We start from the raw sequence: 17,780 nt of genomic DNA, 5'->3' as shown, positions 1-17,780 counted from the left end.
TAGCTCACCTCCAGGGGAGCGCGGTAGAGCGGTGCCAATCAAGAAACGCCGGAAGAAGATCCCTCAGTACGCGGAACGCGGTGATTCCGGTGCGGAGGGTGCCGAGACGCACGAGCTCGAACTCGGGCGTGTCGACGACCACACGTGCCGCCGCGACCGGGCGAGGACCCCGGGCGAGCGCGGCCCGCATCATCGCCGCCGACTCCATGTCGACGGCGATGGCACCGGTGGACCGGAGTGCCGTGCGCTCCGGTCCCCGTACGACATGGTCCGACTCGGCGAGCCGGCCGATGTGCACGGTGTGCCCGGCCGCCTTGAGCGCGGCGGCCAGTGTCGCACCGTCCTGCGGGCCGTCGGCGACGACCACGTCGCCGGGCCGCATTCCGGTGGCCAGTCCGGCGCAGAAGCCGGTGGTGAGAACGGGGGCCCCGTCGAGCGCGGGGTCGCGCAGCGCCTCGGTCACGGCGCGCTCCGCGGCCTGCGGCCCCATACCTGTGCGCACGAAGACGACCGGGGGTCCCTCCCCCTTGCCGCGCGGGTGGGCCCCCGCCGCCGCGCGTGCGCGGCCGCCGCCGCGCAGTGCGAACCGTTCCACCCGCAGCGCGCAGACGATGAGCAGAGGTGGGCCGGACGGCCCCATCAGTCCCCCTTCCGTACGCCGCCGAAGGGCTCCCCGTGCACGTAGCGCCCGAGGGCGGTGAGCGGGAACACCATCCGGTAGAGGTGGTAGTTGATGGAGAAGTCCCGTGGGAAGCCGGTGCCCGTGAAGTAGGGCTCGTCCCAGGAGCCGTCCTCCTTCTGGGTCTCGACGAGCCGGCGCACGCCGCGTGTGACGCACTCGCTCTCCCGCTCACCGGCCGCCAGCAGCGCCATCAGCGCCCAGGCGGTCTGGGAGGGGGTCGACTCGCCGCGGCCGGCCCAGTCGGCGGAGGAGTAGGACCGCAGGTCCTCGCCCCAGCCGCCGTCCTCGTTCTGCACCGACTCCAGCCACTCCACGGCCCGCCGGACGGCGGGGTGGCTGCCCGGGAGCCCGGCCGCGACGAGGGCGGGGACCACCGAGCCGGTGCCGTAGATGTAGTTGACGCCCCAGCGGCCGAACCAGGCGCCGTTCGGCTCCTGTTCGGAGAGCAGCCAGTCGATGCCGCGCCGGGCGTGGGGGTCGTGCTCCATGCCGAGGGCGGCGAGCATCTCGACCACGTGCGCCGTCACGTCGGCCGAGGGCGGGTCGATGACCTCCCCGAAGTCGCAGAAGGGCAGCCGGTTGGGGAAGGCGCTGGTGTTGTCGGCGTCGAACGCGCCCCACGCGCCGTTCTTGGACTGCATGCCCAGGTTCCAGCGGACGCCGCGCTCGACGGCGGACCGCAGCCGGCCCGGCTCCGGGTGGTCGACACGCAGCAGGGCGAGCACGACCTCGGCGGTGTCGTCGATGTCGGGGTAGGTGTCGTTCTCGAACTCGAACGCCCAGCCCCCGGACGGCAGATCGGGCCGCTGCACGGCCCAGTCGCCGCGCTTGCTGATCTGTTCGCCGAGCATCCACTCGGCCGCCTTGACCAGCGCCGGGTCGTCGGCCGGGACGCCCGCGTCGGCGAGGGCGATGGCCGCCAGGCAGGTGTCCCAGACCGGGGACTGACACGCCTCGATCATGCGCGTGTCCTCCTCCGGCCAGACCGCGAAGTCGTCCAGGGCCCGCAGGCCGGCGCGGAGCACGGGGTGGTCGAGGTCGTAGCCGAGCAGGTGGAGTGCGATCACCGAGTAGACGGCGGGGGGCTGGATGCCGCCGAAGCAGCCGTCGTTCTCCTGCCGCTCGATGATCCAGCGGGCGGCGGAGCGTAGCGCGGCCTGGCGCAGCGGGCGGACGCTGACCTTGCGGTAGGCGTGCAGGGCCCGGTCGAGCCGCTGGAACACCCCGTCCCAGCTGCCCAGGAACGCCCGCTTGACCGGCGGGTTCGGCAGCGCCGGGTCGACATGGAGTTCGTCGATCCCGAAGGAGACCGGCCGCACCGGACGGTGGGCGGCGACGATGGTGAGCGGCACGATGGTCTGCCGCGCCCAGCTGGCGAAGGAGTAGATGTTCAGCGGCGCCCACTTGGGCAGGAAGATCAGCTCGGGCGGCAGCTCCGGCAGGTCCTCCCAGCGCCACCAGCCGAACAGGGCGAGCCAGATCCTCGTGAAGACCCGGGCCCGGGCGACACCGCCCTGCTCGCGTACGAAGGCGGAGGCCGACGCCATCCACGGGGCGTCAGGTGCGTCCCCCGCGAGCCGGAGCGCGACGTACGCCTCGACGGTGGCCGAGACGTCGCCGGGACCGCCGTGGAAGGTCGACCAGGCGCCGTCGGCGCGCTGCTGGGACCTGATCCAGCGGGCGGCGGCCGCGACGATCCGTTCGTCCTGGATACCGAGGAACTGACGGAGCAGCAGGTCCTCGGCGTCCATCGTCACATTGGTCTCGAGGTCGCCCTTCCACCATCCGTCAGGGTGCTGACGGGCCAGCAGGTGGTCGGTGGCGCGACGCGCCGCGCGCGCCGCCTCCGTCTCGATGGGACGTGTCGTGCCGTCGCGTGACGAACCGGGCGTCGCATGCGTCGGTCTGCCCGCTGTCCTCGTGCTGGCCGAGGGTGCCCCGGAGGCCGCAATGCCCCCGGAACCGCCGTCGGTCGTCGCTGTCATGGCTTCCCCTTTGCACAGTCGTTCTGTCTGCGGTGTTGGGGCTGCCGTCGGCCGTTACGCGCTCCCGGCCGGCGACGTACTGCGCTCCACTTGCGTCCTTACTTCTCGCGAACCACCACAAAATCCGCCAGGCCCACGAGCTTACGGCGAACGTCACCCGACATGTCCATTTTGTCGAGTGCGGAAATTGCGGTGGCGTACTGGCGTCGGGCCTCCTGGGATGTCCACTCCCGACCCCCAGCCTCCTCGATCAACGCCGCCCTCGTCGCGAACTCTTCCTCGTCGAAGGACTCAATATCATTACGGTCCAACGAATCCGCTGCCTTCGCATCCGCTGCCAGCAGCTCCGCCAGGCGCTCCGAGGCCGGGCCCCCGGCGGCCAGCGCCGCCACCACCGGCAGCGACTTCTTGCGCTGGCGCAGGTCGCTCCAGGTCTGCTTGCCGGTCGCCGCCGGGTCGCCCCAGATGCCCAGCAGGTCGTCGATGGCCTGGAAGGCCAGGCCCAGGTGGTAGCCGTACTCCTCCAGGGCGTCGGCGTCCGCCTCGGAGGCCCCGCCGAGCACCGCGCCGATGGAGGAGGCGCAGGCCAGCAGAGCGCCGGTCTTGTTGCCCTCCATCTCCAGGCACTCCTCGACGGTGACCCGCTCGCGGTGCTCGAAGGAGATGTCCTGCGCCTGACCGTCGATCAGCTTCCGCGTGGCGGTGGTGATCCGCCGGGTGGCCCGGCCGGCCTCCGCGGTGCCCTGCTCCAGCAGGATCTCGTTCGCGAGCGCGAACAGCGCGTCGCCGACCAGGATCGCCTGGGCGGGGCCGTGCACCTTCCAGACCGTGTCGCGGTGCCGGCGCTGCTCGTCCCCGTCCATCAGGTCGTCGTGCAGCAGCGAGAAGTTGTGCACCAGCTCGACCGCGACCGCGCCGGGGATGCCGGTCTCCGGGCCCGCCCCCGCGGCCTCGGCGGAGAGCAGGGCCAGTGCGGGACGGACGGCCTTGCCGCTGTCACCGTGGGTGGGGTTGCCCGCGGCGTCGATCCACCCGAAGTGATAGGCGGCGACCGTGTCCATGGGGGGTGCGAGACGGTCCACGGCGGCGCGCAGCACCGGCGTGGACAGCTCGCGGCCGCGCTCCAGGAGCGCGGTCACGGTCGCTCTGTCGACGCCCGTGTTCATCTGCTCGTGGCCAGCGGTCACATTGTCTCCTCTGGTTGCACTGGTGAGGCTCATGCCGGCTCCAGGCCTTCGATTTCGAAGGGGCGTGGGTCGAAGGGATGGCGGAGTGCGGTCAAAGCTGCACGGGAGGCTTGCAAACCGCTGCGGACTGCGCTTTCCATGGTCGCGGGCCAGCCGGTCGCGGTCCACGCGCCGGCGAGCCACACGCCGGGTGCCCGGGTACGGGGACCGGGGCGCAGGGCGCCGACACCGGGGGTGGGCGCGAAGGTCGCCGTCCGCTCCCTGGTGACGAAGAAGTCGCGTACGACGGCGTCGCGCGTGGCCGGGAGCAGCCGCTCCAGCTCGGGCAGGTAGCGCGCCCGCAGCTCCGCCACCGGGAGGTCGATCTCCTCCTCGGCCGCGGACTGGGACAGGGCCAGGTACTGGCCGCCGCCGGTGAGCCCGGAGGGCTCCGTACGGTCGAAGACCCACTGCACGGGGCTGCCGAGGGCCGCGAGGAAGGGCTGCCGCAGCACCTCGCGGTCGTAGACGACGTGGACGTTGAGGATGGGCGCGGTGCCGATGCGCAGCAGGGCGCCTGGGTCCTCCAGGGCGCCCGCGGGCAGCAGTCCGTGCGCCTCCTGCTGCGGGACGGCCAGCACCACGACGTCGGCGGTGAGGCGCTCGGCGCGGCCGGGGCCGGTCTCGGCCTCGACCTCCCAGACAGCGGCATGGTCGTCCGTGTCGCCGCCGGACCGTACCGGCTCGGCCGCGTCCGTGCGGGTGACCGAGGTGACGCGGGCCCGCAGCAGGGTCCGCACCCCGGCCTTGTCCAGGGCCGTGCGGGCCCGGTCGTCGTGCAGTTCGCCGAGCGGCCGGGAGGCCCAGCCGATGTCGGCGGCGCCCGGGTCGGACAGCAGGCCGGTCTTGAAGACCATCGCGGCCAGGCCCAGCGAGGAGTTCCCCGCGGTGGCGTTGAGGGTCGCGACGCCGACCAGGTCCCACAGGGCCTCGATCGTGCGCGGCGACTGGCCGCGCCGGCTCAGCCAGCTGCCGAAGTCCACGGCGTCCAGCGCGGGGTCGGCGAGGTCCAGGCCCCGCAGGGCGAGCGCGGCCCGCCCGACGGAGGCTCGCTCGGCGAGCGACAGGTGCGGGTAGGTGGCCAGGCTCGCGGCCAGGTGCAGCGGCACGGGGAGCGCGGCACGCCGCAGCCGGCCGAGCCGCGGCCGCGTGCGGCCGACGTCGAGCACGGGCACGTCGAGCCGGTCCTGCACGGTGACGAGGTCGGCCGCGTCGATCCGGTCCAGGAACCGGCGGTACGCGTCGCAGCAGCGCAGGAAGACGTGCTGGCCGTTGTCGACGGTCAGGTCGCCGCGGCGGAAGGAGAACGCGAGGCCGCCCAGCCGGGGCCGGGCCTCCAGCAGGGTCACGCGCAGCCCGGCGTCGGCCAGGGCCAGGGCCGCGGTCGTGCCCGCGAGCCCGCCACCGACCACGACGGCCGTGTGCTCAGCCATGCGCCCTCCCCCTCGGCCCGCCTCGAAAGGCGCACCGTACCGTTGCCGACAGTGACGCACCGGACACGGTGCCGGTTGCCACCCGGCGCGAAAACACGTTCGTCCGCCGCGGGGATGCTGCCGTACCCGGTTCGGACGCGCCGCCCGGAGCGGCGGCGGCGCCCGTGGCGGCTGGGGCGGGTGTCACACGCGCCTCCTGGCCGCCCGGCGGGCATCGACTCCGGCAAGGCCGCGGGCCGCGACGTACGCCTTCTCGTGGGCGGGCAGCGAGACCCGGCCGCGCAGTACGGCCTCGGGGTCGGCGGCGATGCGCTCCAGCAGCCGGCGGTAGATGCCCGCCATCGCGGAGACACAGGCGCCGCTGCGGCGGTCCAGCATGGGAAGCAGCCGGTAGCCGTCGGCGAACAGGGCGCGGGCCCGGCGCACCTCGAACTCCATCAGGCCGGCGAAGTCCGCCCCGGGCGGCGGGGTGTCGGAGTGGAAGCCCTCCGAACAGCCGAACTTGGCAAGGTCGTTGGCGGGCAGGTAGGTCCGCCCGTTGGTCGCGTCCTCGCGCAGGTCCCGCAGGATGTTGGTGAGTTGGAGCGCGAGCCCGAGCGTGTCGGCGTACTCGGCGGCACGCTCGCGTTCCTCCGCGGACGTCGCCGTTCCGAAGACGCCGAGCGAGAGCCTGCCGATGGCCCCGGCGACGCAGCGGCAGTAGGCCGCCAGGTCCTCCCAGGTCTCGTAGGTGTCGCCGCGCAGGTCCATCTGGACGCCGTCGATCAGCTCGTCGAGCCCGCCGAGCGGGATCGGGAAGCGGCGGGCGGAATCCGCGAGGGCCACGGCCACCGGGTCGGTGTCCTCCTCGGTGACCTCGCCGGCGCGGACCCGCGCCAGCACCGCGCGCGTCTGGTCCAGCCGGGCCTGCTTCTCGGCGGGCGCGAGGTCGCCGTCGCCGATGTCGTCGACCCGGCGGGAGAAGGCGTACAGAGCCGACATCGCCTGCCGTTTGGGGGTGGGCAGCAGCCGGATGCCGTAGGCGAAGTTGCGGGCTTGGTGGCCGGTGACGCTCTCGCAGTAGGCGTATGCCGCGAGCACCGGTCCGGACATGCGATCGGAGCCGTTCACTGTCCGGCTCACCCCTCTCTTCGCAATGTCGACCCCACCTCGCGCAGGAGGCTGTACTTGCCCGCCTTCGGCGGCCCAGGCAGCACGTCGTACCCGGCGTCCGCGATCGCCCGGAGGGCGGCGCGCCCTCCCCCGACGAATCCGGCGAGCAGCAGTCTGAGCCTGCCGTGGACGCTACCCACCAAGGGGGTGCCTTCATTCAGAAGATCGCGGGCGCGTTCCGCTTCATGGGCCACCAGCGCGCGCACCGATGCGCCCGCGGTAGCGGTGGTGAGATCGGTTTCGGTCACGCCGAAGCGCTTCATGTCCTCGGCAGGCAGGTAGATGCGGTCGCGGCCGAGGTCCTCGGTCACGTCCTGGAGGTGCTCCACGATCTGCAGCGCGGTGCAGATCGCGTCCGAGAGGCGGACCCGCTCGGGAGTGGAGGTGCCGGTGATGCCCAGGACGAGGCGGCCGACCGGGTTGGCCGACAGCTCGCAGTAGGCGAGCAGGTCCTCGAACGTGGCGTAGCGGCGGACGACCTGGTCCTGCCGATTGGCCTCCACCAGACCGAGGAACGGCTCGGGGGTGAGGCCGTGCCGCAGCACGGTGGGCCGCAGGGCGCGGAGCAGGGGGTGCCGGACCGTGTCCGGCGGGCCGTCGAAGACCCGGCGCAGATCGGCCTCGAAGGCGTCCAGCATGGCCAGGCGGTCGTCGGCGGCGTCGGCGGGCAGCCCCAGGCGCAGGGCGTCCTCGCGGCCCCCGCCGGCCAGGTCGCCGTCGCCGATGTCGTCCACGAGCCGGGCGTAGCCGTAGACCGCCATCAGGTCGCCCCGCCAGGAGCGGGGCAGGAAGAACGGGGCGACCGGGAAGTTCTCCCTGGTCGCCTTGGCGAGCACTGCCTGTGAATGGGCGTCCGGAGCCGCGTCGCCCGACGCCGCGGGGCGGAGGCCGGTCACCGTGGACGTCCCGGTGTCCGGGCGGTGGGCGCTTTCTCCCCAGGGGTCCACAGAGCCATAGCCGTCACATCCCCCGTTCTACACTGATAGCCCATAACACCCAATTTCGGACACGCCGCTGCCATATCTCCTGCTCCGGGCCGCCGCGCACCCGAACCGACTCTCCGGACGTATCACCTGAGATCCGGCGATTGAGTACCGCTACAGCTTACGGCGCAGAGCCACCCGGGCGTGCGCCGGGGTGCACAACGATGTCGATCCGCAAGCTCCAACGCACATTCGGAGGGCCGCCTTCCAGGGTGCTGGCAAAGTCCCGGAAAAATCAGGAGCCACACAGGTCCCGAATGACCGTTTCGGCCACTTGTCTCACTAAGGCCGCCCCAACAGGCGATGAATTTCGCGGTCAGCCGCGGCCGTACTGCTCTTCGGCCTTCCAGAAATAGACGAAACCACCCACACCGGTCGCCAGGGCCCAGCCCAGCGCGACGGCCCAGACATGCGGGGGCAGCTGCTCCGCGGTGAAGCTGTCGATCAGCGCGTAGCGCACGAGGTCGATGTAGACGGCGGCCGGATTCAGCTGCAGGGCCAGCTGCACGGGCGCGGTGGCGTGCGCCGTGAAGTGCGTGATGCTGTACATCACGCCGGAGGTGTACATCCATGTGCGCAGGATGAACGGCATGAGCTGGGCCAGGTCGGTCATCCTGCTGCCCAGCCGCGCCATGATCATCGCGAGACCGGCGTTGAACACCGACTGCAGCAGCAGCGCCGGCACGGCGAGCAGCCAGGCCGTACGCGGCACCTCGCCGGTCATGAGCACGATGGCCAGCAGCACGAGCATCGACATCAGCAGTTGCTGCAGCTGCACCAGCGTGAACGCCACCGGCAGCGAGGCACGGGGGAAGTGCAGCGCCCTGATCAGGCCGAGGTTGCCGGAGACCGAGCGGACCCCGGCCATCACCGAGGACTGGGTGTAGGTGAAGACGAAGACGCCCGTCACCAGGAACGCGATGAAGTTGTCGACCCCGCGGTCGGTGCCGAGCAGCAGGCCGAAGATGAAGTAGTAGACGGCCGCGTTGAGCAGCGGCGTCAGCACCTGCCACAGCTGGCCGAGGCGGGCCTGGGTGTACTGCGCGGACGCCCGGGCCCTGGCGAACGACGCGATGAAGTGCCTGCGGCCCCACAACTGCCGCACGTACGCGGCAAGGCCCGGCCGGGCGCCGCTGACGGCGAGGCCGTACTTGGCCGCGAGCTCCGCAGGCGTCAGGCGGCCGTCCGCGGACGACGCCGATCCGGCACCCGCGGCGACCGTACCGTCGTGCGTTGTCTCGCTCACTGTCGACACTTTCGTCCCGTGGGCGCGCATCCGGCCGGAAGGCGCCGGATGCGCCGAGTGCTGTCGACTTTCGAGCTTGTCAGATGATCGGGGGCCGGCCCAGTCGGGCGAGCCGCCAGACGGTGGACCACCGCATGGGCCGGCGCGGGCCGCACGGCGTCGACCAGCCCTCCCGGAAGCCGCCGAACCAGGCGCGCAGCGCCGGACGCGACGGCCGCCGCAGCAGGGTCAGCAGCAGCCAGACGCCCAGGTACGCCGGCACCAGCGCCCAGGGCAGATTGCGCCGGGCGAGCCACACCCGGTTGCGGGCCACCATGCGGTGGTAGACGGCGTGCCGGCTCGGAGCGGTCAGCGGGTGGTACAGGACCATGTCCGAGCGGTAGTCGATCAGCCAGCCCGCGTCGAGGGCCCGCCAGGCGAGGTCGGTCTCCTCGTGGGCGTAGAAGAACTCGTCCGGCAATCCGCCGACCTGCTGGAAGACCGCGGTGCGGACGGCGTTGGCCCCGCCCAGGAAGGTGGTGACACGCGAGGAGCGCATCGGGTCGGAGGCGCGCAGCCGGGGGACGTGGCGGCGCTGCGTGGTGCCGGACTCCGGATCGGCTATCCGGAAGCTGACGATGCCCAGCCGGGCGTCGTCGGTGAAGGCCTCGCGGACCAGCGCCGCGGTGTCCTCGTTGGGCAGCAGCCCGTCGTCGTCGAGGAACAGGAGGACGTCGACGTCCCGGCCGCCGGGGCCGAAGGCCTCGATGCCGACGTTGCGTCCGCCGGGGATGCCCAGATTCTCGGGCAGCTCCACGGTGCGCACGCCGGCCGGCAGCTCGGGCAGCGGGGAACCGTTGCCGACGACGGCGACCTCTATCGCCGGGCCGGCCTGCTTGGCGACCGAGTCCAGCAGGTCGCCGAGCTCCTTCGGACGGTTGCCCATAGTGATGATCACCGCGCCGAGGCGCACCGATTCCGCCGACGTCCCCACCGCGATCACCTCAGCCTGCTCGAGGCGAGGATCGAGACCAGGTGCAGCAGCGTCTGGAGTACGGCGATGGCGGCCAGGGCGCACACCGCCACGCGGGTGAACAGCAGGTCGCCGTGGAAGGCGTCCGCGACGCCGGCAGCCAGGATCAGCAGCGAGGCCTCGACCCCGCCGACCAGCCGGTGGAACTTCAGGGCGGCCGCGGCGCGGCGGGCCAGCGCCAGACCGGAGGAGCGCGGCACGGAGGCCTCGTCCTGCACCGCGGGCAGGCCGCTGCGCGCCCGGGCGACGTCCACCAGGTCGGTCTCCGCCTTGATCAGGATCGCGCCCAGCGCGGCCAGCGTCCCGAGGAACGCCCAGCCCCACTGGGTGCTCGCGCCGTCCCGGTGGAAGAGGTCGGCGGCGCGCACGCCGAAGCCGATCAGCAGCGCGGCCTCGGACAGGTAGTGGCCCACCCGGTCGAGGTAGACGCCGGTTATCGAGGTCTGTTTGCGCCAGCGGGCGACCTCGCCGTCCACGCAGTCCAGCAGCAGGTAGAGCTGGATCAGCAAGGCGGCGGCCACGGCTCCGGCCGGGCCCGGCACCAGGAGTGCCGCGCCGGCCGCGATGCCCGCGACGATCATCAGATATGTGAGCTGGTTGGGTGTCACCCGGCTGTTCACCAGATGACGGGTCCAGCGCAGGGAGACCTCGCGCATGTAGATGCGCCCGGCCCAGTGCTCACCGCTGCGGCGGTCCTTCAGCCCTGCGGGGTGAACGACCGGCCGCAGCTCAGCTACCGATGGTTTTGGCATAGTCTGCGTATGTGTCCCTGATCTCGTCGGTGGAAAGTTCCAGGTGCTCGAGGATCGTGTAGCGCCCGGGGCGGGTCTGCGGTGCGTAGGCGACGGCCTTGACGAACTCGTCCTCGGTGAAGCCGATTTCGCCGGGTGTGACGGGCAGTCCATGGGTGCGCAGGGTCTCCGCGAAGAGCCCCGCCTGCTCCTCGGCGCCGCGCAGGAACATCGCGAAGGCGGCGCCGATGCCGACCTGTTCACCGTGGGCGGCGGCCCGCCGCGGGTACAGCAGGTCGATCGCGTGGCTGATCTCGTGGCAGGCACCCGACGCGGGCCGGCTGTCGCCGCTGATCGACATCGCGATGCCGGTGAGCACCAGCGCCTCGGCGAGCACGGTCAGGAACTCGTCGTCGCCTATGCCGCCGGGGTGCCGCAGCACGGACTCGCCGGCGGTACGGGCCATCGCGGCGGCCAGGCCGTCGATCGGCTCGCCCGTCTCGCGGTGGGACAGCTCCCAGTCCGCGATGCAGGAGATGTTGGAGATCGCGTCGCCGATGCCGGAGCGCACGAAGCGGACCGGGGCCTCACGGATCACGTCGAGGTCGATCATCATGGCGATGGGGCTCGGCACGCCGTAGGAGCCGCGGCCGTTGTCGTTGTCCAGCGTGGACACCGGCGAGCACAGGCCGTCGTGCGCCAGGTTGGTCGCGACGGCCACCACCGGCAGCCCGACGCGGGCCGCGGCGTACTTGGCGGCATCGATGATCTTGCCGCCGCCGAGGGCCACCACCGCGTCGTACCTTTTGCCGCGCATGGCGTCGGCGAGCCTGACGGCACCGTCGATGGTGCCGCCGGCCACCTCGAACCACTCTGCGCCGGGCAGCGCCGGGGCCAGCCGTTCGCGCAGCACCTGGCCGGAGCCGCCGCTGACCGCGACGGCCAGCCGGCCGGAGCTGGATATGCGCTGGTCCGCCAGGACGACCGCCAGGTCGTCGAGTGCCCCGGCACGGATGTCGACGACGACCGGCGAGGGGATGAGCCTCGTCAGTACCGGCACGCGATCTCCCGGGCCCGGTTCAGGTCGTCGTGGTTGTCTATCTCGACCCAGGGGACCTCGCCGATGGGCGCGACGTCGACGCGCAGGCCGCGGTCGACCAGCTCCTGGTAGCCGTCCTCGTAGTACAGCTGCGGGTCGCGCTCGTAGGTCGCCTTGAGCGCGTCGGCGAGGTCGGCCGCGGCGGCGCCTTCGATGAGGGTGACGCCGATGTACTCGCCGCTGGCGGTGGCCGGGTCCATCAGCTTGGTGATCCGCCGCACACCCTGGTCCTCGGCGGTGACGACCTTCATCTCCTCGTCGGCCAGGTCCTTGACCGTGTCCAGGGCGAGGATGATGCGGCGGGCGCCACCGCGGGCCTCCAGCAGCTTCTGCTCGACGGAGACCGGGTGCACGGTGTCGCCGTTCGCCAGGATCACGCCCTCGGCCAGCACGTCACGGGCGCACCACAGGGAGTAGGCGTTGTTCCACTCCTCGGCCTTGTCGTTCTCGACGAGGTGGAGCTTGACGCCGTACTTGGCCTCCAGCGCGGTCCGGCGCTCATGCACGGCCTCCTTGCGGTACCCCACGACGACGGCGGCGTCGGTCAGGCCGACCTCGGCGAAGTTGCGCAGCGTCAGGTCCAGGACGGTCGTCCTGCCCTCGCCCGCCGGGTCCACCGGTACCAGGGCCTTGGGCAGGGTGTCGGTGTAGGGGCGAAGACGCCTTCCGGCGCCGGCCGCCAGCACGAGGCCGATCATGCGGGTTCTCCTGTTTCGTCGTGCAGGGCGGGCGCTCCCGAGGACATCCAGAAGCGGATGCTCTCGGTGAGCACCAGCAGGGCTGGTACGACGGCGAGAACCGTCAGCGCCACCGTGAACCCCGTGCTGTGCGCCAGGGCCACGGACGCGGCCGTGACCAGCAGCGTCCGTCCCTCGTGCCCGCCCGTCGCGCGTACCAGGGCCCGGGGGGGCGCCCCGGTACCGCCGCGGATGCGGTACACCGTGTCGTAGTGATGGTAGGCGACCACGGCAACCAGAAAGAAAGCTGCCGGCAAGGACCCGTTCACTTCGGAGGCGGCCGCGAGGGCCAGCACGGTGCCGTACTCGGCCACCCGGAACAGGGGCACGACCAGCCAGTCGAAACCGCCCTTGAGCGGTCCCGCGACGGCGAGACCCGAGGTGACCACGTAGACGGCGGCAGCCACGAGCGGCCACCAGCTGCCCGCCGGGGCCGCCAGTGACGTGGCGATCATCACTGCCGCGCCCACCGCGGCGGCGGCCGGGAGACCGCGGCCGCGCAGCAGGCGGGCGACGGCCTCGGCGAGGGGCCCGGTGTCGGCGAGCTCGGCCAGCGCGGCGGCGGCGCGGTCGGTGCGTACGGCCCGACGGGTCAGCGAGCGCAGGACACGGCCGGCGGTCGTGTAGCAGGCGGCGAAGACACAGCCGATGATCAGTACCACGAAGGTGACACGCGGCGTGGCGACCGCAGTGAGGATCGCGATCAGCGCCCAGCGTTCGCCGATGGGCAGCACGATGATCCTGCGTATCCACACCGCCCAGCCGACCCGGTCGAGCCGGTCGGACAGGGCGGCGGTGCGGCCGGCCTTCGCGTCCGCGTCGTAGGTGGCCTCGGTGAACGCGAAGTCGACCATGTGGCGGCAGGTCTGCAGGACCATCGCGCCGAGGGCGAGCGCCCACACGTCGTCGCTGCCGCGGGCCGCGCCGAGCGCGAGCCCCGCGTAGTACGCGTACTCCTTGACGCGGTCGAAGGTGGCGTCGAGCCAGGCCCCGAGCGTGGAGTACTGGAGCGAGTAGCGGGCGAGCTGCCCGTCGGTGCAGTCCAGCACGAAGGACGCGATGAGCAGCACACCCGCCGCGACGAAGCCGGAACGGGTGCCGGTGGCGGCGCAGCCGGCGGCGATCAGGGCGACCAGCAGCGAGGCGGTCGTCACCTGGTTCGGCGTGAGGCCGCGCCGGGCGCACCAGCGCGCGAGGTAGCGGGAGTAGGGGCTGACGAAGTGCGTGGTGAAGAAGCCGTCGCGGGCCTTCACGGCGCCGCGCAGGCGCACCGCCTCGTCGTCCACCGCGGCGACGGCCTCCTGGGCCAGCGCCCGCTCCGGCGCGTCGGCCGGGACCCGGGCGACCAGGACCCCGAGTTCCGGGCGCTGCACGGTGACGCCCTCGGCGTCCAGGCCGGCGGCCAGCTCGTCGGGCAGGCTCTCGGCGCCCGTGACGGCGGTACGGCCCGCGCCCCGGTCCCGGCCGCCGGCCGGTGCCAGAGCCCGTACGAGCGCGGGGCGGGCGGCCGCGCGGACGGACAGGGCGCCCGGCACGGCGGCGGCGTCGAAGCGGGGGTCGGTCAGCGCGAGCCGCAGCGCGTGCACATGACCGACGAAGCGCGGGTCGACGACCGCTATGCGCTCGGCGGGCGGGACGGCGGCCATGCGTGCCGCGAGGGCACCGGCGCCGTCCGCCGCGACCACCTCGAAACCGAGGCCGCGCAGATCGGCCTCGATCGGTGAACCCGCGACCGGAGGACCGGTGAGTATGACGGTCGACAGACGGACTCACTCCCTGGGACACGCAGTGGACGGGTGGGGCGGTGCCGGTCGGCACCGAGCGCTGACATGCCGGCCGGACATCCTGGCGCGCCATGTCGGGGCGGCTGTGAGGGCAGAGGCTATCGGATTCCCGGAAGGTTCCGTTCACCGGGTGTTTCCCTGACCTTCGTGCGGATGGCTTGATCATCATCACGGTTCGGGGGCGAAGGGACAACCCTCCGTGCGGATCCGCCGCTAGGGTGAACGCCATGACGTGGCTGATCACTGGTGGCACGGGATTCATCGGTTCTCATGTCGTGCGGGCGATGACCCGCGCCGGGGAGCGTGTCGTGGTCTACGACGACGACTCGGCCGGCGTGGCCTCGCGGGTCCCCGCCGACGTGCCGAGGGTGACCGGTTCCACACTCGACCGGGACCTGCTGGACCGCACGATCGCCGAGCACGGCGTCACGGGTGTCGTGCACCTGGCGGCGCGGAAGCAGGTCGGCGAGTCCGTGGAGCAGCCGCTGCGGTACTACCGGGAGAACGTGGGCGGCCTCGGCATCCTCTTGGAGGCGGTGACCGCGGCCGGGATCGGCCGTTTCGTCTTCTCCTCCTCCGCCGCGGTGTACGGCCTGCCCGACGTGCCGCTGGTGACCGAGTCCACGCCGTGCCTGCCGCTGAGCCCCTACGGGGAGACGAAGCTCGCCGGCGAGTGGCTGGTGCGGGCCGCGGGCCGGGCCCACGGGATCTCCACTGCCTGCCTGCGGTACTTCAACGTCGCGGGCGCGGCCGTGCCGGAGCTGGCGGACACCGGGGTCTTCAACGTCGTCCCGATGGTGTTCGAGAAGCTCACCAAGGGTGAGCCCCCGCGGATCTTCGGTGACGACTACCCGACCCCCGACGGCACCTGCGTGCGCGACTACATCCACGTCGAGGACCTGGCCGACGCGCATCTCGCGGCGGCCCGCTGGGTCACCGGCCGGGACACCGCCGAGGACCTGACCGTCAACATCGGACGCGGCGAGGGTGTCTCCGTTCGTGAACTGGTCGACCTCATCACCGAGGTCGCCGGGTACCCGGACGTGACGCCGGTGGTCTTCCCGCGCCGCGCCGGGGATCCGGCGAGCGTGGTGGCCTCCGCCGAACTGATCCGCAAGGAGCTGGACTGGAGCGCCGTGCGCGGGGTCCGGGAGATGGTCGAGTCGGCGTGGGAGGGCTGGTGCCTGCGGTACCCGGAGGCCCGCCGCCCCTGACCCGTCGGCCTCCGGAACACTCCCCGTACCCGCGCCATCGCCGCAGGTCACCGCACATGACAACGGTGATCGGTGGCGAGTTGCCCACGGACGGTCACCGTTGTTCACTGGGGCACGCCGGCCGTTGCGGGCCGGCGCCCGAGCACGGACGGCGACAGGGGAGGCCCAGACGATGGGGGCAGGTCACGGGCACGACCACGGCCACAGCCACGGGTCCGCCGCGGGGCTGACCGGGACGGCGGCGGCCCAGTTCCGCGGGCGGCTGCGGATCGCGCTCGGCATCACGCTGCTGATCCTGGTGGCGGAGGTGGTGGGCAGCGCCCTCACCGGTTCCCTCGCGCTGCTCGCCGACGCGGGCCACATGGCCACGGACGCGGCGGGCCTGGCCATGGCGCTGGTGGCGATCCACTTCGCCAACCGCCCGCCCAGCGAGCGCCGTACGTTCGGCCTGGCACGGGCGGAGATCCTGTCGGCGGTCGCCAACGCCGTGCTGCTGTTCGGCGTGGGCGCGTTCATCTTCTACGAGGCGGTCTCCCGGCTGATCAGCCCGACCGCGGTCGAGGGCGGGCTCACCGTCGTCTTCGGCGTGATCGGCCTGGTGGCCAACTCGGTGTCGCTGCTGCTGCTGATGCGCGGGCAGCGCGAGAGCCTGAACGTCCGCGGCGCGTTCCTGGAGGTCATGGCGGACGCCTTGGGTTCGTTCGCGGTGGTCGTGGCGGCCGTGGTGATCCTCACCACCGGGTGGCAGCAGGCCGACCCGGTGGCTTCGCTGCTCATCGGTGTGATGATCGTCCCGCGCACGTGGAAGCTGCTGCGGGAGGCCATCGACGTCCTCCTGGAGGCGGCCCCCCGGGACGTCGACATGGCGGACGTCCGCAACCACATCCTCGGACTGCCCGGCGTCGAGGGCCTGCACGACCTGCACGTGTGGACCATCACCTCGGGCATGCCGGTGCTCTCCGCCCATGTGGTGGTGAGCCCGGACACCCTGGACGCCGTGGGCCACGAGAAGGTCCTCCACGACCTGCAGGGCTGCCTGGGCAGCCACTTCGACGTGGAGCACTGCACATTCCAGCTGGAACCCGGCGGCCACGCGGAGCACGAGGCACGGCTGTGCCACTGACGCCGTGGGCGGCCGGGCGGCGCGATCGACACAGCGTCACCGACATTGAGCGCGCTGCGACGACCTCCGGACCCCCCGCGTGAGGCAAACTGAGGTCTTGTCGTCGATGCAAAGGATGGCCATGCCCACGAGTCCCGCCGCCGGCCGGCCCCTCACCCCCGCCCCGGACACCTCCGCCAACGGTGCCTCGGCTCCGATCATGCTCGAACTGGTCGACGAGACCGGCGTGACGATCGGCACCGCGGAGAAGCTCTCGGCGCACCTGCCGCCGGGCCGGCTCCACAGGGCCTTCTCGGTCTTCCTCTTCGACGGCGAGGGCCGGCTGCTGCTGCAGCGCCGTGCCCTGGGCAAGTACCACTCCCCCGGCGTGTGGTCCAACACCTGCTGCGGCCACCCGTACCCGCAGGAGCCGCCATTCGTCGCCGCCGCGCGCCGCACCGCCGAGGAGCTGGGCGCGGCCCCCGCGTCGCTGCGCGAGGCCGGCACGGTCCGCTACAACCACCCGGACCCGGCGTCGGGCCTGGTGGAGCAGGAGTACAACCACCTCTTCGTGGGGCTGATGACCGCGCCGCTGCACCCGGACCCGGAGGAGATCGGCGAGACCGCCTTCGTGACCCCGCGGGAGCTGGCCGCGCTGGAGGAGTCCGGGCCGTTCTCCGCCTGGTTCCGGACCGTGCTGGGGGCGGCACTGCCCGCCGTGCGCGAGCTCACGGGCGAGCGCGCCGGCTGGTAGCCGCCGCCCGTCACAACGGAGCGCCGGGCGGCAGCGGAAGCGCCGCCCAGATGACCTTTCCCCCGGAAGCGGTCTGCTGCACGTCGCACATCCCGCCCGCCTCGGCGGTGACCGACTTGACCAGCAGCAGGCCGCGTCCATTGGTGTCCGCGTCGTCCACCTGGAGCGCCTTGGGGCGGTAGGGGTGGTTGTCCTCGACCGCCACGCGGACCCAGTCGAGGCCGACGGCGACCTCCACCGCGATCTCCGGGGAGAGCAGCGCGGCGTGCCGCACCGCGTTCGTCACCAGCTCGGAGACGATCAGCAGCAGGCCTTGCAGCAGGTCGTCGTCGATGGGCACGCGCTGCCGCACGAGCAGGTCCCGGACGGCGTGCCGGGCCTGCGGCACCGAGGAGTCCAGCGCGGAGGCGGTGAAGCGCCACACGCCCTCATAGGGGCGCGGAAAGTCCGGTGCCACCGGCGGCACCGGTTCGGGCGGGACGCTCCCGCGTACGTCCATGGCGGCGTTCACCCTCGCATTCAGCGATGCTCCCCGCGGTTCCCCTTCCCGGCCCGCTGGGCGGCGACGGGGTCCGCCTCACGTTCCGAGTGTCGGCAGCCGGGGACTCCACCCCGAGTCGCTGACCGTAAATCCGCAGCT

The 17,780-nt window shown here is 72.4% G+C and carries 16 protein-coding genes; 3 read left to right on the top strand and 13 right to left on the bottom strand.

Features of this window, described 5'->3' with window-relative positions; genetic code table 11:
- Positions 1 to 4 precede the first annotated feature (4 nt).
- From ACIP64_RS14025 to ACIP64_RS13970, 12 genes are all read right to left on the bottom strand, one after another.
- The gene (locus ACIP64_RS14025) at positions 5 to 640 is read right to left on the bottom strand and encodes a 1-hydroxy-2-methyl-2-butenyl 4-diphosphate reductase (RefSeq protein ID WP_401585405.1); all 636 of its coding nucleotides are present in this window, start codon (positions 638 to 640) and stop codon (positions 5 to 7) included.
- Positions 640 to 2,667, bottom strand: coding sequence for a squalene--hopene cyclase (gene shc / locus ACIP64_RS14020; RefSeq protein WP_401585403.1), 2,028 nt, complete (start codon positions 2,665 to 2,667; stop codon positions 640 to 642). Before shc ends, ACIP64_RS14025 begins: the two co-directional genes overlap by 1 nt.
- Before the next feature lie 98 nt (positions 2,668 to 2,765).
- Positions 2,766 to 3,887 carry a polyprenyl synthetase family protein gene (locus tag ACIP64_RS14015; protein WP_401585400.1) on the bottom strand — a complete coding sequence of 374 codons (1,122 nt, stop codon included), beginning with the start codon at positions 3,885 to 3,887 and terminating at the stop codon, positions 2,766 to 2,768.
- On the bottom strand, positions 3,884 to 5,326 hold the full coding sequence (hpnE, locus tag ACIP64_RS14010; protein ID WP_401585398.1) for a hydroxysqualene dehydroxylase HpnE: 1,443 nt from the start codon (positions 5,324 to 5,326) through the stop codon (positions 3,884 to 3,886). The genes ACIP64_RS14015 and hpnE overlap by 4 nt, the downstream gene beginning before the upstream one ends.
- Before the next feature lie 183 nt (positions 5,327 to 5,509).
- The gene (gene hpnD / locus ACIP64_RS14005; RefSeq protein WP_401585395.1) at positions 5,510 to 6,418 is read right to left on the bottom strand and encodes a presqualene diphosphate synthase HpnD; all 909 of its coding nucleotides are present in this window, start codon (positions 6,416 to 6,418) and stop codon (positions 5,510 to 5,512) included.
- 26 nt (positions 6,419 to 6,444) lie between these two features.
- The gene (hpnC, locus tag ACIP64_RS14000) at positions 6,445 to 7,374 is read right to left on the bottom strand and encodes a squalene synthase HpnC (protein WP_401585393.1); all 930 of its coding nucleotides are present in this window, start codon (positions 7,372 to 7,374) and stop codon (positions 6,445 to 6,447) included.
- Between the two features lie 403 nt (positions 7,375 to 7,777).
- The gene (locus ACIP64_RS13995) at positions 7,778 to 8,707 is read right to left on the bottom strand and encodes an ABC transporter permease (RefSeq protein WP_401585391.1); all 930 of its coding nucleotides are present in this window, start codon (positions 8,705 to 8,707) and stop codon (positions 7,778 to 7,780) included.
- A gap of 79 nt (positions 8,708 to 8,786) precedes the next feature.
- Positions 8,787 to 9,632: a glycosyltransferase family 2 protein gene (locus ACIP64_RS13990; protein WP_401585641.1), complete on the bottom strand. Its 846-nt coding sequence runs from the start codon at positions 9,630 to 9,632 to the stop codon at positions 8,787 to 8,789.
- A gap of 53 nt (positions 9,633 to 9,685) precedes the next feature.
- The gene (locus ACIP64_RS13985) at positions 9,686 to 10,471 is read right to left on the bottom strand and encodes a CDP-alcohol phosphatidyltransferase family protein (RefSeq protein WP_401585389.1); all 786 of its coding nucleotides are present in this window, start codon (positions 10,469 to 10,471) and stop codon (positions 9,686 to 9,688) included.
- A complete protein-coding gene (locus tag ACIP64_RS13980) occupies positions 10,449 to 11,510 on the bottom strand; it encodes an iron-containing alcohol dehydrogenase family protein (RefSeq protein ID WP_401585387.1) in 1,062 nt (353 codons plus the stop codon). Before ACIP64_RS13980 ends, ACIP64_RS13985 begins: the two co-directional genes overlap by 23 nt.
- Positions 11,498 to 12,247 carry a sugar phosphate nucleotidyltransferase gene (locus ACIP64_RS13975; protein ID WP_401585385.1) on the bottom strand — a complete coding sequence of 250 codons (750 nt, stop codon included), beginning with the start codon at positions 12,245 to 12,247 and terminating at the stop codon, positions 11,498 to 11,500. Before ACIP64_RS13975 ends, ACIP64_RS13980 begins: the two co-directional genes overlap by 13 nt.
- The gene (locus ACIP64_RS13970) at positions 12,244 to 14,049 is read right to left on the bottom strand and encodes a DUF5941 domain-containing protein (RefSeq protein ID WP_401585638.1); all 1,806 of its coding nucleotides are present in this window, start codon (positions 14,047 to 14,049) and stop codon (positions 12,244 to 12,246) included. The genes ACIP64_RS13975 and ACIP64_RS13970 overlap by 4 nt, the downstream gene beginning before the upstream one ends.
- A 248-nt stretch (positions 14,050 to 14,297) precedes the next feature.
- Between ACIP64_RS13970 and galE the strand changes: the two genes are divergently transcribed.
- From galE to idi, 3 genes are all read left to right on the top strand, one after another.
- Positions 14,298 to 15,284 carry a UDP-glucose 4-epimerase GalE gene (gene galE, locus ACIP64_RS13965; protein WP_401585383.1) on the top strand — a complete coding sequence of 329 codons (987 nt, stop codon included), beginning with the start codon at positions 14,298 to 14,300 and terminating at the stop codon, positions 15,282 to 15,284.
- A gap of 172 nt (positions 15,285 to 15,456) precedes the next feature.
- Positions 15,457 to 16,407, top strand: coding sequence for a cation diffusion facilitator family transporter (locus ACIP64_RS13960; RefSeq protein ID WP_401585380.1), 951 nt, complete (start codon positions 15,457 to 15,459; stop codon positions 16,405 to 16,407).
- Between the two features lie 121 nt (positions 16,408 to 16,528).
- Positions 16,529 to 17,140, top strand: coding sequence for an isopentenyl-diphosphate Delta-isomerase (gene idi / locus ACIP64_RS13955; RefSeq protein ID WP_401585377.1), 612 nt, complete (start codon positions 16,529 to 16,531; stop codon positions 17,138 to 17,140).
- 10 nt (positions 17,141 to 17,150) lie between these two features.
- Here idi and ACIP64_RS13950 read toward each other — a convergent pair whose 3' ends face one another.
- Complete coding sequence (locus tag ACIP64_RS13950) at positions 17,151 to 17,639, bottom strand: ATP-binding protein (protein WP_401585375.1); 489 nt, start codon at positions 17,637 to 17,639, stop codon at positions 17,151 to 17,153.
- Between the last annotated feature and the right edge of the window lie 141 nt (positions 17,640 to 17,780).

The organism is Streptomyces sp. NPDC088733, assembly GCF_044751185.1.
Taxonomy (GTDB): Bacteria; Actinomycetota; Actinomycetes; order Streptomycetales; family Streptomycetaceae; genus Actinacidiphila.
The sequence above is the reverse complement of the archived record's forward strand: the minus strand, read 5'-3'. Positions and strand labels throughout refer to the sequence as shown.

Bases quoted from the DNA above. Each gene is read 5' to 3' on its own strand.
- ACIP64_RS13950 (WP_401585375.1), bottom strand. From the start codon at position 17,639: ATGGACGTACGCGGGAGCGTCCCGCCCGAACCGGTGCCGCCGGTGGCA.
- ACIP64_RS14015 (WP_401585400.1), bottom strand. From the start codon at position 3,887: ATGAGCCTCACCAGTGCAACCAGAGGAGACAATGTGACCGCTGGCCAC.
- ACIP64_RS13960 (WP_401585380.1), top strand. From the start codon at position 15,457: ATGGGGGCAGGTCACGGGCACGACCACGGCCACAGCCACGGGTCCGCC.
- shc (WP_401585403.1), bottom strand. From the start codon at position 2,667: ATGACAGCGACGACCGACGGCGGTTCCGGGGGCATTGCGGCCTCCGGG.
- idi (WP_401585377.1), top strand. From the start codon at position 16,529: ATGCCCACGAGTCCCGCCGCCGGCCGGCCCCTCACCCCCGCCCCGGAC.
- hpnE (WP_401585398.1), bottom strand. From the start codon at position 5,326: ATGGCTGAGCACACGGCCGTCGTGGTCGGTGGCGGGCTCGCGGGCACG.
- ACIP64_RS13975 (WP_401585385.1), bottom strand. From the start codon at position 12,247: ATGATCGGCCTCGTGCTGGCGGCCGGCGCCGGAAGGCGTCTTCGCCCC.
- ACIP64_RS14025 (WP_401585405.1), bottom strand. From the start codon at position 640: ATGGGGCCGTCCGGCCCACCTCTGCTCATCGTCTGCGCGCTGCGGGTG.
- ACIP64_RS13985 (WP_401585389.1), bottom strand. From the start codon at position 10,471: ATGCCAAAACCATCGGTAGCTGAGCTGCGGCCGGTCGTTCACCCCGCA.
- ACIP64_RS13990 (WP_401585641.1), bottom strand. From the start codon at position 9,632: ATGGGCAACCGTCCGAAGGAGCTCGGCGACCTGCTGGACTCGGTCGCC.
- galE (WP_401585383.1), top strand. From the start codon at position 14,298: ATGACGTGGCTGATCACTGGTGGCACGGGATTCATCGGTTCTCATGTC.
- hpnD (WP_401585395.1), bottom strand. From the start codon at position 6,418: ATGTCCGGACCGGTGCTCGCGGCATACGCCTACTGCGAGAGCGTCACC.